Genomic DNA, 14645 nt, shown 5'->3' on the forward strand with positions numbered 1-14645 from the left:
TCGATGATGATGGTAAGAATTGCTCAGGAACCCTGGTTACCTTCCACAGAATCTGAAGTCGGTAGCACCGGTTCATTAAGTGGTTTTCGTTTCAGTGGGGCATGGTGCGGCAGGGCCGCACCCTACAAATATTCCGATACAGGTCACAGTGAACGCTTTGAGTTGCTTCTCATGAGTGGTGAGTATTCTACTTCAGTGCAGTTTCAATGTATGAACCATCAATCCAATGTAGGGTGCGGCCCTGCCGCACCATGCCCAACTAAAACAAAAACCACCTGACGAGTCGGTGTATAGACGCTGCTGGTAACGAACAAACTATCTGGGATTATTGGAGAATTCTCACCCTACAATTTTTCGATGCAGATCTCAGTGGCCTTTATATAGAGCTTTGAGTTGCTCCTCATGTGTGGTGAGTATTTTACTTCTGCGTAGTTTTAAGGTGGGTGTCATCAATCCGTTTTCTACTGTCCAGGGATCGTTTGTCAAGGTCACACGTACTATCTTTGCATACCCTGGAAAGTTATCCAGATGACTGTTGATTCTATCGAGTAACACCTGCTCTTGCTGTTCACTCAGGCTGTTGGCTTCATAACCCTGGGCATTCTCATGTTCAGGATCGAGGTAGATAAGTGCACTCAGATAGGGTTTTCCTTCGCCTATGATCAGCACCTGCTCAAATAACGTATCCATGCTGATGCACATCTCCATATCTGCAGGGGGTACTTTTTCACCATTTGCCAGAACAATGATCTCTTTAAGTCGGCCGGTGATGAAGATGTGGTTGGATTCTATCTTGGCTTTGTCACCGGTATGGTACCACCCCTCTTCATCAATTGTTTCTGCAGTGGCTGTTCTATTATTCCAGTATCCCAGCATCACATTGGGTGCTCTACATAACAGCTCCTCACGCTCATTGATCTTGATCTCTACACCTGGGAAGGGGATGCCAACACTCGATGGAATATTGTTTTCATGCGTATTTGCAGCGATGATCGGACTGGTTTCAGTTAATCCATATCCCTGAAGAATTGGTACCCCAAGACCAATGAATACCCGGGCAATCTCTGCAGATAGAGGTGCGCCACCGGATACGGCAATCCGCAGCCTTCCCCCCAGTTTCTGCTGTATCTTGCTGGCGACAAGTTTATTCAACAGAGGCCAGAGAAGCTGACTTGAAGACCAGGCCTGTCGACCCTGTTCAGATTCAAACTTTTTCCAGCCAGTATCTACAGCAAGATTGAAGAGTTTGTTGGCTATTGCAGAGTCGGAAGCCAACTTGTCCTGTATCTTTGTATAGACTCGCTCGAAGATTCTGGGTACAGAGACAATAATTGTCGGCTTGATGATTTGTAGGTCTTCGCCCAATTCTGGGATGGAACGAGCGTATGCTGTTTTGGCCCCAGAGACCATCGCCAGGTAATAGCCAACTGTGCGTTCAAGGGTATGTGACAGGGGCAGAAAAGAGAGAAAGGTATCATCCGGGAATATGTCGATGATTTTGACGCCACTCTCTATGTCCCACAGAATATTCCTGTGGCTGAGCATAACCCCTTTGGATCGACCGGTGGTACCAGAGGTATAGACAATCGTTGCAAGCTCCTCGCTTGGTACATTTAATACCTGCAACTCTGCGTCATTCAAATCTGATAGCCACTCATCAATGTGTACCAAACGTGGTTGCAGACCGAGGGGGTCAACCTTCTCCATCGTCACAATGCGATTAAGACCGGCAAGTTGATTACGGATCTGCTGTAGATCACGCCACTGCTGATCAGTCTCGAGCAGCAGCAGTCGTACACCTGCATCCTGCAATATATAACCAATATTTTCCGCCCGGTCGTTGGTATAGAGGGGCACCGTGACAAGGCCGAGACCTGATGCAGCGATATCGAAGGTTACCCACTCCTTGCTGTTTTTCATCATCACCGCAACACGATCTCCCGGTTTGAGATCTTCGTTGCGAAAAGCTGCCTGCCACTGGGCTACCTTGAGCGCCATTTCACGCCAGCTGCTCTCTTGCCACTGCTCGCTGGCTCTATCGTATTGAATATAGGCAATATCGTCAGGTGATCGTCTGACTCGCTCCTGAAATACGCCTGCCAGTGTGTCAGCTTGATCGAGGTTAATATAGTCAGTGTTTAATTTATTCATGCCGAAGTTATCGTTGTTATTCAGTTCACTCTCTTCCTGAGACCCTTTTTCTTTATTGTGATGTGTGTTTTCAAAAAATAACATTACACACCCCTTAAGTTAGCCCATCCGTCATCAGGATGAAACTGATTACCGTGACGTTTTTCTAATATCTCAAGTTGATGGCGCTGACTGTCCAGTCCGCCAGTGTGTATGGTGTGCATCGGGCCACCACGAAATGGGGCGAATCCGGTTCCGAATATCACACCGGCATCCAACAGATCCTCATCCTCAATTACACCTTCTCGCAAGCAGGCAACCGACTCATTGAGTAGACGGAATATCATCCGGTCAGTGATGTCTTCCGGTGGGGTAAATCCACTCTCAATTTTTTCTTTACGAATTCGACCTTTCTCATAGGCATAGAAGCCTCGGCCACTTTTTTTACCGAGTTGCTGCTGTTCGACTTGTTGCTTGAGCTTTTCTGGAATCTCCAGATCGAACAGCGGGGCTAATTTGTCAGCGACAGCCAGACAGATATCCAGCCCAACCGCATCTGCCAGCTCCACTGGTCCCATAGGCATACCGAAATCCACCGCTGCCTGGTCGATTGCAGGGGCAGGTATACCTTCATCAATCATCTTCATCGCTTCCAACAGGTAGGGCATGAGGATACGATTGACCAAAAAGCCTGGGCTGCTTTTTACTGGAAGTGGCAGACGATCAATGCGTCGAACGAAAGCGGCACCCTTATGAATCAGATCCTGATCGGTATCTTTTCCATGAACCACTTCAACCAGCTGCATCTTAGCAACAGGGTTAAAGAAGTGCAGACCAATCAATCGACTTGGGTTGTCTAGTGCCTCGCTGATGGTTTCCAGGGGGATGCTTGAAGTATTCGAGGCAAGCAGGGCATCTGGACGCATTTGCGACTCAAGCTCAAGGAACAGTCGCTGTTTTGCTTCGATATCTTCGAAGATGGCTTCAATGGCAACATCCGCTTGGGCGACACCATGACCTTTTGGATCGGGAATCAATCTATCCATTGCAGCTCTGACCAGTCGAGGTTTGCGCAGTTTGCGGCTGAATAGTTTATGAGCTCGTTCAATGGCTCGGGTCAGAAACTTTGCCTCCCGATCCTGTAGGGTGACTTGTAGACCTTTCAGTGCACACCAAGCTGCAATGTCGCCCCCCATAATGCCTCCACCAACAACATGTACATGTTTGGGCATAAAGTCATTTTTACTGCCAAGGGATTTTAGTCGTTCCTGTAGAAAGAAGACCCGGATCAGGTTTTGAGCAGTATCCCCAACCAGCAGACGGCTTACTTCTCGGGCTTCACTGCGATACATAGCCCCAGGGTCTCCGCCATGCTGCTTCCAGTGGTCAATTAATGTAAAGGGAGCGGGATAGTGGTTGGGCTTGGCATGTTTGGCAGTTTCATGTTTCAGGTAGGGTGCAATGATCAGGCGCCCTGGGAGGGTGTTGGCCAAGCGGTTTAAAAGATTGGGTCGATTTGATTTCGCATTTCGTTGAATCATATCCAGAGCTAACGCCCTGATCTGTCTTTGTGGGGCGATCTGATCCACCATCCCCATCTTTTTTGCCTGGCGGGCACTGATGCTACGACCGCTCAACATCAGCTGCATAGCGGGCAGGGCGCCGATCCGATGGATGGCCCGTACAGTGCCACCATAACCGGGAAAGATACCCAGCCTGACTTCCGGAAAGGCAAGTCGGGTTGAGTCATCATCTTGCGCGATACGAATATTGCAGCTGAGTGCCAGCTCCAATCCGCCACCCAGACAGAATCCATGAATCAGTGCCAGAGTCGGGAAATTCAGATTTTCAATTCGTTCAAAGAGCGCATGAACCTGCTCTATATGGGCCTCGGCTTCTCTTTGATGCATGCCGCTGCGGAAGCTGTTGACGTCAGCACCGGCAATAAATCCACTGGGTTTGTCAGAGATAAAGATAAGTCCATTCGGTGTCTTTGCCTCAAGTTCATCAAGCTGTTCCCCAAGTTCGGCAAATGCCTCTTGGGAGAGGATGTTGACCGGGCTGTCGGCATGGTTGAAATGAAGCCAGCTGATTCCTTGCGAGTCTGTTTCGATTTTCCAGTGCTTGTTCATTTCACCGCCTCCAATAACATGGCGCCGCCCTGGCCGCCTCCGATACAAAGAGTTGCCACTCCCCGTGTTGCTTCACGTTGTTGAAGTGTTTTGAGCAGATGAAGTACCAGTCGTGCTCCGCTTGCACCTACAGGGTGACCAATACTGATTGCACCGCCATCAACGTTCAGTCGGTCATCAGGAATTGGTGAAAGGGGGGCCTCGAGACCGAGCTCCTTCTGCATGTAGTCAGCGTCCTGCCATGCGGTTTGACAGGCAATTACCTGTGTAGCAAAGGCTTCGTTGATTTCCCAATAATCTACTGCACTGGCATCCATCTGTTGTCTTGTGAGTAGCTCACCCATGGCATGTACAGGGCCCAACCCCATCTGTGAGGGATCGAGCGCTGACCATTGGCAATCGATCACTTGACCGAGGATGGGAAGATCATACTGTTCAATAGCATTTTCAGATGCCAGCAGTAACATGGCTGCACCATCAGTAATCTGCGCGCTGTTGCCGGCTGTGACCTTGCCCACCGGGCGATCAAAGGCCGGTTTTAGTTTGGCCAGCTTATCCACTGTGCTGTCCCGTCTCAATCCGTCATCGTATTCAAATAACTCACCGTCATTTGTGTAGAGGGGTTCGATCTCATTCAAACGATCTGCATCAATAGCTTCTGCCAGTCGCTGATGACTGCGTACCGCGAACTCATCCATAGTCTGGCGGTCGATATTAAATCGCCACGCCAGCTTTTCAGCGGTTTGACCCATGGTAAGCCCCACCAGGGGGTCGGTGAGACCTCTTAGCAGTGCAATCACCAGTTGCAGATGTTGTGGGCGTAGTGCAGCAAGTTGTCTGCTTTTAGCAGTAAAGCTCTTAGCTCTGTTCCAGTCTGCCAGCCAGGCAACCATTGTCTGGTTGAGTAGTACGGGGTGATGACTCATCGATTCAGTGCCACCAGCCAAAACTAAATTGGCTCGCCCTGTGGAGATATCAAGTGCTGCACTGTCAATCGCCTGGAGTCCTGAGGCACAGTTGCGCTGCACGGTCCAGGCGGGGACTTTGTCACCACAACCGAGCCGAAGGGCAATAATGCGCGCTATATTGGCCTCGTCGGGACCTGGTGCAATGCAGCCTACAATCACCTCATCCAAGGCTTCAGCTGGGAAGGGTTGTCTGGTGAGTAGAGGCCGTCCTGCTGAGACGGCTAAATCAGAGGCCAGAAATTGGCCTGGCTTGCCTCTCGCTTTGATAAAAGGTGTACGACTTCCATCAACTACATAGACTTTACTTTTGACATTTTTATTCTTGTACATAAGTGGTTCCTCACTCCTGCATAGATCTTTGGTTCCCGGGTTAAGCGGCACCCAACTTATTTATTGTTGAGATACGGGCGCTCTGCTTGGTTTTTTCAGTTCCAGAAGGCGTCAAATGGTCGAAGGCATTTACCTCTATAACCTGGTTACGCAGACGATCAGCCTCTTCCAATGCGGCTCTATCGGTTTCACTCAATATACCCAATTTGATGGCTTCATTGATCAGGTCGGGCATCTTATGGCCGTGTAGTTGTCCAGCCCTTTTTGCACGCTTCAAGGTCTTCTCATGTGGGATTGTGGCAGTGACTGCGATTAAAGCTTTTTCAAGTTGAGCGACTCGCTGATTCGGATCATCAGTAGTAAATATGCCTTGAGTCAGACGATCGCGTACTTCCCCAGGCTTCAACAGACTACGTGCGACCTGATGATCCAAATGGTCTGTAGGCTTATGAAATGGCAACCCGGTTGGAAAGATCACTACTCGTAACAGCCAGGCCAGTGGCCTTGCAGGCATATTACGCAGCAGACCTCTCAATGCATGTTGTATACGGTAGAGTGAATCATCCAGGGCCCACTGCATCAGTGGTAGGTCTTCAGGTTTTTCTCCCTCTTCTACATAACGTTTCAGACAGGCGCTAGCGATGTATAGATTGCTGAGTATATCTCCCAACCTTGCAGATAGACGCTCCTTGCGTTTTAAAGAACCACCCAATGTCATCAGTGCAATATCTGTAGTCAACGCAAAAGCAGATGACATCCAGTTGAGACGCTGGAAGTAGCGACGTGAGGGGCCACTTTTTGGGCTTTCAGAAATTCGACCATGGGTAATGCCGAGCCAAAGGGTACGTGCGAAATTGGTCACCACAAATCCAACATGACTGAATAGCGCACTATCAAACTGAACCAGGCCAACATTGCGATCCGGATTTTCTGCGGCTTCGAACTCCTTGAGCACAAATGGATGTGCTCGTATCGCACCCTGTCCAAATATGATCATGCTGCGGGTGAGTATGTTGGCGCCTTCAACCGTAATACCTATGGGGATTGCCTGATAGGCCTTGCCTAAAAGATTGTCCGGTCCAAGACAGATACCGCTGCCACCCTGGATATCCATGGCATCATTGATCACCTGGCGATAACGTTCAGTCAAATGGTATTTGACGATGGCGGAGATGACGGATGGGGTTTCGCCGCTATCCAGGGCAGTTAGGGTTAGTTTACGCGCAGCATCCATCTCATAGGTTAGACCACCGATTCTGGCCAAGGCCTCTTCCACACCTTCAAAATGACCTATCGGTTGATTAAATTGGCTACGTACTGCAGCATAAGCACCGGTATAACGGCTGGCGTGTTTACCTGCTCCGGTGGATAGGGCTGGTAGTGAGATGCTTCGACCTTCAGAGAGACATTCAACCAGCATCTGCCAACCCCGACCTGCACCCTCAACGCCACCAATCAAGCAGTCGATAGGAATGAAAACATCCCGTCCGTAGATCGGTCCGTTCTGAAAAGGGATATCTAGGGGCATATGCCGCTTACCTACCTCTATTCCTGCAGTATCCCTGGGAATCAATGCCACGGTTATCCCTGGCAAGGGATCATCACTGAGCAGTCGCTCTGGATCCTCCAACTTGAATGCAAGACCAATCAGAGTAGCAACAGGTGCCAGAGTAATATAGCGCTTCTCGAAATTCAGGCGAATGCCAAGTACCTCCTTTCCCTGATACTTGCCATAGGAGACCACACCACTGTCCGGTATGGCGCCTGCATCACTACCGGCTTTTGGGCTGGTGAGTGCGAAGCAGGGGATCTCTTCGCCTTTGGCGAGACTTCTGAGATAACGGTCTTTCTGTTCCTGGGTACCGTAAACCATCAACAGTTTGGCTGGACCAAGAGAGTTTGGAACCATTACGGTAACTGCCGCGGTAATACTGCGGCTGGCGATTTTCATCACCACCTGGGAATGCGCATAAGCGGAGAATCCCAAACCACCATAGGATTCAGGAATAATCATGCCGAACATGCCTGAACTCTTTATGTATTCCCAAACCTCTGGAGATAAGTCTTTATCTTCATGGGTTATCTGCCAATCATCAAGCTTGTTGCACAACTCATTTACCGGCCCATCGAGGAAGGCCTGCTCGCGTTCGGTTAGCGTGCAGGCGGGTTGATGCAGCAGTTCCTGCCAATTGGGTTGACCGGAAAAGAGTTCACCATCCCACCAGACATTGCCGGCGTTTAGTGCCTCCTTTTCTGTTGTCGACATAGAGGGCATTACACTTCGGAATGCTTTCAATAAAGGCTGACTGATCCACTGCCGACGCTGTTCAGGCATCAGATGGAAAAACAGGGCAACGGCGTAGGGCAGGCCGATAACCAGGCATCCGCTCAGAGAAATAAGATTTGCCATTAACAGGCTGACCAGTAACACAGGGGGTGTGATGATCCAAACAATTGCCCTTGCAGATCCATAGGCAAGTCCCCAGAAGGTCATAAGCAACAAAATGAGTCCAAGTAGTGTCATTGGTCTGCCTCCCTTGCGGTGGTATTGAGATCTGAGGGCGTGTTGTCTTCAGCAGGCTTGGTTGTCTGCTTTGCTTTTTTGTTGGCTCTGAAAGAGAAGATGGTACGGTCATCAACGCAACTCGCCGTTTCGCCACGCGTCGCGGCAACAAAGGCGCGTTCATCATCGTTATAAAGAATATCTTCTTCGCACCAGGGAAGACGTCGATAAACTCCAAGATCATTAAGACCTAAAAAGGGGTATTTGATGATGTCGAAGTAGGGTGAGTAATCAAAATCCTTGGGTGTAAAAAGCCTTGGGTTACGTTTAAAAAAACGCAGGCTACCGTCATCGTCCCGGTCTATGAACGGAAGTATTGGAAAATTGACACTGTTAAACGCTGAGGCCAACAGCGATGAGCAGACCGTTCTGGTCGGCATGCCAGCATTGTGTTCAAACAGACTGGAACGCCAGCGTCTCGGTAGAAATGTCCAGGGAAAGAAAAAGCGTGCTAGATCGAGTAGATGGCGAACATCATAGTCGATACCGATATGCTGAATAGCATGGGCGACAACAGTATGTGCATCTTCCGGCTCCAGACCTGCAGGGCGGCAGATACGCAAATGGTCTTTGCGGTACTTTGAGACGGGGGCGATGATAGTGCCTTCACCCAGCAAGGCCTCGACCATCAACTGTTCGCTCAGGTCACCTTTGTAGGCCATCCTGACCTTTTGCTGCTGCTGGGGATCACGAATGTCATAGATACGACCAATATAGAGGGCTGAGTGGGTCCAGGTGCTCTGAGTTATTGTTTTGATGACATTACTGACACGACTGCGGCCCTCTACCAGTAACACATCGCCTGGTCGAAGTTCATAGATAAGTCGATTGAAATCACACAAAGGGGAAGAGGACGGCGGACCCTCTTTGGTCAGCCAGTCTGCTATCCATTGCATAATGCTCTGCCCGATTTTACGCATGTTCAAAACCTAGTAAAACAGTCAGTATTGATATGAGTATAGACCTAATCGGGCGAAGTGAGTTTCAATTGAGGGTTCAACGAGTCTGAATCAGGTGCTTATTTTCATCTTGTGATCAGATCAAGGGAAGACGATTCTCATCTACCAACTCTCTGGCATTATATAAGTTTTCTACAATGGCAGAGCTGTGATCGGTCACCAGTTGAAGCGGGAAGTGACGGGTTCTATTTTCTCTTTTCTTTGCCAATTCAATAGTCTACGTTTTTTTAGTTGAACACTTGTTTAGTAATCCCAAAAATAAACAAAAAATAGCTGAAACAATATAGAGTAGGGTAGTAATTCAAACCAAATCAGTGGTATCCACAAGGTGGCCATATTACTGATTTCGATGTCAAAAATGTTTGTAATGTAAAGTATGCGGGTTGTTGGATAGCTGTTACATCGAGTGTCACCTCAATGAAGGGCTTGTTGTTCCGTCATCAGTAGTCAAGACAGCCGGTGTATGAGGTGATTCCACATGTTTGAAACTGCTATCACTCCGCAGAACCCGTCCCTGAATACCCTGCTGGCACATAGCGATAATGCCCAGTAACAATAAAATCAAACAATACATCCTCAACAACAGGCCCGGAGCCAATGTTATGAACAATAAGAGGTACGCCACTATTTGCATCTATCTTATCGCTGACAATACCAATATGAGGCAGATTGCCGGGTAACATCCAGGTAACCAGATCACCAGCTATATAATCATCAATACGATCAGTAACGGGCAAAGAAACACCCTTGCGAGAAAAGAAGGTCTGAAGAATTGGCACCCGACGATGATCAATATTGGGATCAGGCCGATTCAAACCCCAAATCCGACGTGATGGGTATTCACTAAAATGAGTTGAAATATCCTCATGTACCAATCGCTGTAAATCAGTGCCCAACGACCTGTAGCTACGAATAACAACATCGGTACAGACTCCGATATGGGGTGGTACATCCCCACCAGGATAATCGATCGAATAGTAAGATCCGTCATAACGTACACTGTGTTGTGTTCGCTCCATGGCGGCAGATACCAGGGCAGACTGAAAATCATCTGATAAAACAGTGTTACTGAATGCTAGTAGTGACAGGATGCAGATGTAAGATGTAAAAGAGATTTGATTGATCGACATAATGAATTGGTTCAACACTTCAAGAATCAGTACCCTTAAGTAGATTGTAGTATGTAATTTACTTACCTTATTGAACGAACAGTTGTAATAAGGAATTTAAAAACACTACGGTCAAGTTAAGGGCATCTCTAATAACTGCTTGTGCCCTCTGGCTTTACGACCCGTTCAGAATCAAGGCGTGCTTTGAAGCCATGCTCATTGCCTGTCGAAAAACGCAACGCAGAGTCTGAACGGGTCGTAAAGCCTCGTAGGGCGCGACCTGAAGCATGCATCTTCCTTGAAGATATCTGCAGCTCGATTGAACAATGCACCTGCTAACATCGCACCTCTTACCCGTTTCTTACCGGGATTGGTTTCATTCTCGTAATCCGTCCTAACCTTGTCTAACAGACGGCCCGGGATATTGATACCATGCTCCATGTGGTTAAACAGTCGGCGGGTGAGGGATTGGATTAGCAGTTTTTTATCAGTCAGGTTGTCATCTGGAGCATGATAACGCTTGATCCAATTTGACAGTTAGTCCTGTTCGGGCAACTTCGATGGTTTGTCGACTTAGCCCAAAAAAATTATTGTTGATGTTGATCTGGGTTGTCCAAAATTAGACAGATTGATATCTATATCAGAAATGAGCTGATGAAGTTTATTTATCCAGATTAACTTCAGAGAAATTCAATCAACCAGACTTCGATCCTGTGTTCTGAGCCCACTGCTCCACCAAATACGGCAAGCCCCTTCATCAGAGACCATACAGGGGCCAATCGGGTTTCTCGGGGTGCAGGCCTCTCCATAGAGTCGGCATTGATTGGGATATTTTTTTCCCAGCACTACCTTGGCGCAGTCACAACCTGGGGGCATTTCCCCAGCTCGTTTCCGTTCAGGTTTATCATATTCCGGGTAGCGGATTTTTGCATCCCAGTTGGAGTAGTTCTGATGCAGGGCGAAGCCTGATTTGGGAATAGTTCCAATACCCCGCCAGGTTGCATCCACAACATCCAGAGCGGTATTTAGATGTTTTATTGCACTTGGATTACCACCAGGCCTAACCAACTCCGGATAGCAGTTATCCAGGAAACGTTTTCCATCCAGATGTTGGCGGCATACTGAGTAGGTGGCGGCAAGTAGGCTTTCACTTGTGAATCCGGCGATGGCTGCGGGGAGTTGGTGTTTATCGACGACAAATGTCCACTCTTCAGGGCCCATGACGGTAGCGACATGCCCAGGTGCCACCAATGCATCGAATCCTGGAGTATCGGAATCGAGTAGCATGGATACGGCTGGCCAGGTCAGGCGACCTGATAAAAGTATGCTGAGGTTTTCAGGAATTCCCTGCACCAGCAGAGAGGCAACAGGCGCTGTGGTGGTCTCGAATCCTGCGGCGAAGAATACATAGTCACCAGCTGGATCAGAGAGGGCGAGCTTCAGTGCTTCTATGGGAGAGGCAATTGGACGGATATCAGCGCCAGCAGCATGAGCCTGATCCAATGATCGTGGCTCCTGCTTGGGAACATTCACAGGTACCCGCAACATATCTCCGAATGCAAGGAGAGTGACCTTTTCATTCAGTGCCAGTTGTATCGCCTGATAGATATCCTCTTCGGGGCAGACGCATACCGGACAGCCTGGTCCTGGAATGAGCTCAATCTGTGAGGGTAGGGCGCCACGCAGTCCCGCCTGTGTGATCGACCGTTCATGACCGCCACATACATTCATGATCCTGAATCGTCCCTTGAGGGGGAGTTTGTGCAGCTCTGACAACCAGGTTTTAGCTGAGAGGGACATGGTGCTTTTGTCTACCCGATAGGTGCCGTTTGAAGCGATTCAGGTTCTGGTGTTGCCCGCTGCAATTTGATCTTTTCCTCCAGCCAACTGAGCCAGCTGTCGAGACCCTGATCTGATTTTGCTGAGACTAGGGTGATTGGGTTGCTGTAGGCGAGTTGTTGCAGTGCCTGAGTTGCCCTGTCTGGATTAAAGTCGTCCAGTAGAGGTAGCAGGTCAGACTTTGTGATCAGCACATGATCTGCAACACGGAAAATCACCGGGTACTTGGCTGGCTTGTCATCCCCTTCGGTTACCGACAACAAGGTGACATTGAGATGCTGCCCAAGGTCAAAGCTGGCAGGGCAGACAAGATTACCAACATTCTCGATAAACAATATATCCAGCGCTTCAAGCTGGGTCTGGTGCAACACCTGATGAATCATATGTGCATCGAGATGACAGGCAGTTCCGGTAGTGATCTGTACCGCCTGAACGCCTTTTCGACGGATACGTTCTGCATCATTTTCAGTTTCGAGATCTCCCTCGATGACACCGATCCGGTAGCGCTGTTTGAGCTTATCGATGGTGCGTTCCAACAGGCGGGTCTTACCACTGCCAGGGGAAGACATAAGATTGATGGTCAAAACCCCATGTTGATTGAAGTGTTCTCTGTTGTGCGCTGCCTGGTGGTCATTCTCACTTAACAGGTTCTCTAAAACCTCGATTGCGACATGGTCACCGTGTGTATGGGCATGCTTGCCTCCCTCTTCAATGAGATGCCGGTTGCCGTGAGTGATATTACATCCGCAGGTGTCACACATTTTGATGGTACTCCTAATATTCTCTCTTGATGAGTTCAACACTGGACAGCAAAAGTTCATCGCCACTGATGAGTTGGGTTCGAAAGTCTCCGCACTGGGAGCAGATCAGGCGATTGGGCTGGGCATCAGACTCATATCCACATTGTAGGCAATGGACTCGAATCTTTTGTGTTTCAGTAACCAGCTCTGCGTTCGCAGCTTTAGTCCCTGCACGGGCAATGGTGAAGGCCTGCTTCAGTAGATCCGGCACCACGCCAGAGAGTGGTCCAATCTGGATGATGATGCGCTCAACCGATACGGCCTCTTCCCGGGATGCTATCTCTTCAACCTGGCGCAGCATGGATTGACAGACTGCCAACTCATGCATCCGATTGTTGATCCATCTTGGCTAACATTTCGTCATAGATCTCCCAGGCAGATTGCGCCTCCTGGGGAGAGACTTTTTGGATAGCGTAACCGACATGCACCACTACGAAGTCATCCGCAGCCAGTTCTTCATGTTGTAGCATGAACAGACTGACATCCCTTTCTATACCTTTGGCTTCGCAGCGTGCGGTAAAGCCATTAATTTCTTTTATCTGCATGGGTATGCCGAGACACATAGTGTAACCTGCACTTTCAGAAAACAATTAGTTTATTCTCTCAGGGAGTCATATGCTCCTTCAAGGTAAAAAAATGTCATTACAATCTGTATTGATCCTCGGAATTGGAAATAACCTCTTAAGTGATGAGGGTATAGGTGTCCATCTGGTAAACCGTATGCAACAGAGGTTTGGCGAAATAGATGGTGTCAACTTTCTGGATGGTGGCACCCTCAGTTTCACTCTGGCAGAGCCTATAGCAGAGTCTGAAGGCCTGATTGTAGTGGATGCGGCACGTATGAACTTGCCTCCGGGTAGCTTGAAGGTGTTTCACAATGAGCAGATGGACAAATATCTAATGGGTAACCGATCCAGTGTTCATGAAGTCAGCCTGGGCGATCTGTTGGATATTGCCCGTCTATCAGAAACCTTACCCGATCCCCGTTGCCTGGTGGGGATAGAACCCAAAGAGCTTGATTGGGGAGAGACTTTGAGTGAGGTTGTTGAGCCGACAATCGATAAGGGCATTGATGAAATAGTGTCTATACTGGGGGGGTGGGGTTTTAAAACCTGAGTGCCAGCGTGGTAATAACTGGTGTCGGAATGCTTTGGCTCAGCGTTTAATTACTCAGCAATAGCTTACTACTTTAGTTACTTTTTACTTTTTATCCTTCTCATAAAAACATCACCACATAATGTGATTAAAAAACAATAAGAGAACCTATATGCAAAAAATATTAACACTCTTCCAACGCAATGATGATCCAGATCAGCACCTTTATCAGAAATCAGTGATATTCTTGTATATAAGCTAAAGTTTAGAGCTTACCTGATGCAAAGACTCCAGGACATCGCCGTAAAAGTAGTGCCTTCTGAGGGCACTCAAAACAACCACTCAAATGCAATCCCCATTTTGCATGAAATTCTTCATGCGCTTCAACGATTCACCACTGACACTGAGCCATGGTGTATAGATCTACGTGCCATACCATTCGGGCCAGGGGATGAAGAGCTGTTGTTGAGCAAGCTGGGAGAAGGCGAAATAAGTTTGACCATGGATTCCCTGGGTAAGAGCAAGATCTGGGAGACAGCCTTTTCAGGTGTTTGGGTAATAGATCATCGTAATGCTGAAGGGGAGCGCGTTGCTTTGCAGGTTGAGATTGGTCGAATTCCACAAATCGTACTCTCTCAGCAGGAAGATATTCTTGATGCTATAGGCCAACTTGAAAAAGAGTTAAATACCGATAATTCCGCACTTTGAGCTAAGCGGTAG

Annotated in this window: 14 protein-coding genes; 3 read left to right on the forward strand and 11 right to left on the reverse strand. The window is 48.4% G+C overall.

Annotation, left to right across the window (positions count from 1 at the left end; genetic code table 11):
* Positions 1-279: hypothetical protein (locus AC4IE7_RS08485; RefSeq protein WP_490776392.1), on the forward strand; the 279-nt coding region annotated here is incomplete at its 5' end.
* Positions 280-366: 87 nt separating this feature from the next.
* Here the strand turns inward: AC4IE7_RS08485 and AC4IE7_RS08490 are convergent.
* The 11 genes from AC4IE7_RS08490 to AC4IE7_RS08540 form a co-directional block, all read right to left on the reverse strand.
* The gene (locus AC4IE7_RS08490) at positions 367-2235 is read right to left on the reverse strand and encodes an AMP-dependent synthetase/ligase (protein WP_490776393.1); all 1869 of its coding nucleotides are present in this window, start codon (positions 2233-2235) and stop codon (positions 367-369) included.
* The gene (locus AC4IE7_RS08495) at positions 2235-4262 is read right to left on the reverse strand and encodes a 3-hydroxyacyl-CoA dehydrogenase NAD-binding domain-containing protein (protein ID WP_490776394.1); all 2028 of its coding nucleotides are present in this window, start codon (positions 4260-4262) and stop codon (positions 2235-2237) included. The genes AC4IE7_RS08490 and AC4IE7_RS08495 overlap by 1 nt, the downstream gene beginning before the upstream one ends.
* Positions 4259-5560: an acetyl-CoA C-acetyltransferase gene (locus AC4IE7_RS08500; RefSeq protein ID WP_490776395.1), complete on the reverse strand. Its 1302-nt coding sequence runs from the start codon at positions 5558-5560 to the stop codon at positions 4259-4261. Before AC4IE7_RS08500 ends, AC4IE7_RS08495 begins: the two co-directional genes overlap by 4 nt.
* A gap of 40 nt (positions 5561-5600) precedes the next feature.
* A complete protein-coding gene (locus AC4IE7_RS08505; RefSeq protein WP_490776396.1) occupies positions 5601-8084 on the reverse strand; it encodes an acyl-CoA dehydrogenase in 2484 nt (827 codons plus the stop codon).
* A complete protein-coding gene (locus tag AC4IE7_RS08510; protein ID WP_490776397.1) occupies positions 8081-9019 on the reverse strand; it encodes a YiiX/YebB-like N1pC/P60 family cysteine hydrolase in 939 nt (312 codons plus the stop codon). Before AC4IE7_RS08510 ends, AC4IE7_RS08505 begins: the two co-directional genes overlap by 4 nt.
* Before the next feature lie 557 nt (positions 9020-9576).
* Entirely contained in the window at positions 9577-10212 is a 636-nt protein-coding gene (locus AC4IE7_RS08515) for a DUF1287 domain-containing protein (RefSeq protein ID WP_490776398.1), read from the reverse strand.
* 128 nt (positions 10213-10340) lie between these two features.
* On the reverse strand, positions 10341-10523 hold the full coding sequence (locus AC4IE7_RS08520) for a hypothetical protein (protein WP_490776399.1): 183 nt from the start codon (positions 10521-10523) through the stop codon (positions 10341-10343).
* A gap of 358 nt (positions 10524-10881) precedes the next feature.
* Positions 10882-11991: a hydrogenase formation protein HypD gene (hypD, locus tag AC4IE7_RS08525; RefSeq protein ID WP_490776400.1), complete on the reverse strand. Its 1110-nt coding sequence runs from the start codon at positions 11989-11991 to the stop codon at positions 10882-10884.
* Positions 11992-12002: 11 nt separating this feature from the next.
* On the reverse strand, positions 12003-12791 hold the full coding sequence (gene hypB, locus AC4IE7_RS08530; protein WP_490776401.1) for a hydrogenase nickel incorporation protein HypB: 789 nt from the start codon (positions 12789-12791) through the stop codon (positions 12003-12005).
* A 13-nt stretch (positions 12792-12804) separates the two neighbouring features.
* Complete coding sequence (locus AC4IE7_RS08535; RefSeq protein ID WP_490776402.1) at positions 12805-13158, reverse strand: hydrogenase maturation nickel metallochaperone HypA/HybF; 354 nt, start codon at positions 13156-13158, stop codon at positions 12805-12807.
* Positions 13151-13393 carry a HypC/HybG/HupF family hydrogenase formation chaperone gene (locus tag AC4IE7_RS08540; RefSeq protein WP_490776403.1) on the reverse strand — a complete coding sequence of 81 codons (243 nt, stop codon included), beginning with the start codon at positions 13391-13393 and terminating at the stop codon, positions 13151-13153. Before AC4IE7_RS08540 ends, AC4IE7_RS08535 begins: the two co-directional genes overlap by 8 nt.
* Positions 13394-13466: 73 nt before the next feature.
* Between AC4IE7_RS08540 and AC4IE7_RS08545 the strand changes: the two genes are divergently transcribed.
* Positions 13467-13946 (forward strand): HyaD/HybD family hydrogenase maturation endopeptidase, encoded by a 480-nt coding sequence (locus tag AC4IE7_RS08545; RefSeq protein ID WP_490776404.1) that lies wholly within the window; start codon positions 13467-13469, stop codon positions 13944-13946.
* Positions 13947-14204: 258 nt separating this feature from the next.
* Positions 14205-14633: a hydrogenase expression/formation C-terminal domain-containing protein gene (locus AC4IE7_RS08550; protein ID WP_490776405.1), complete on the forward strand. Its 429-nt coding sequence runs from the start codon at positions 14205-14207 to the stop codon at positions 14631-14633.
* Positions 14634-14645: the final 12 nt, after the last annotated feature.

The organism is Candidatus Thiodiazotropha sp. AKAK3, from assembly GCF_058244645.1.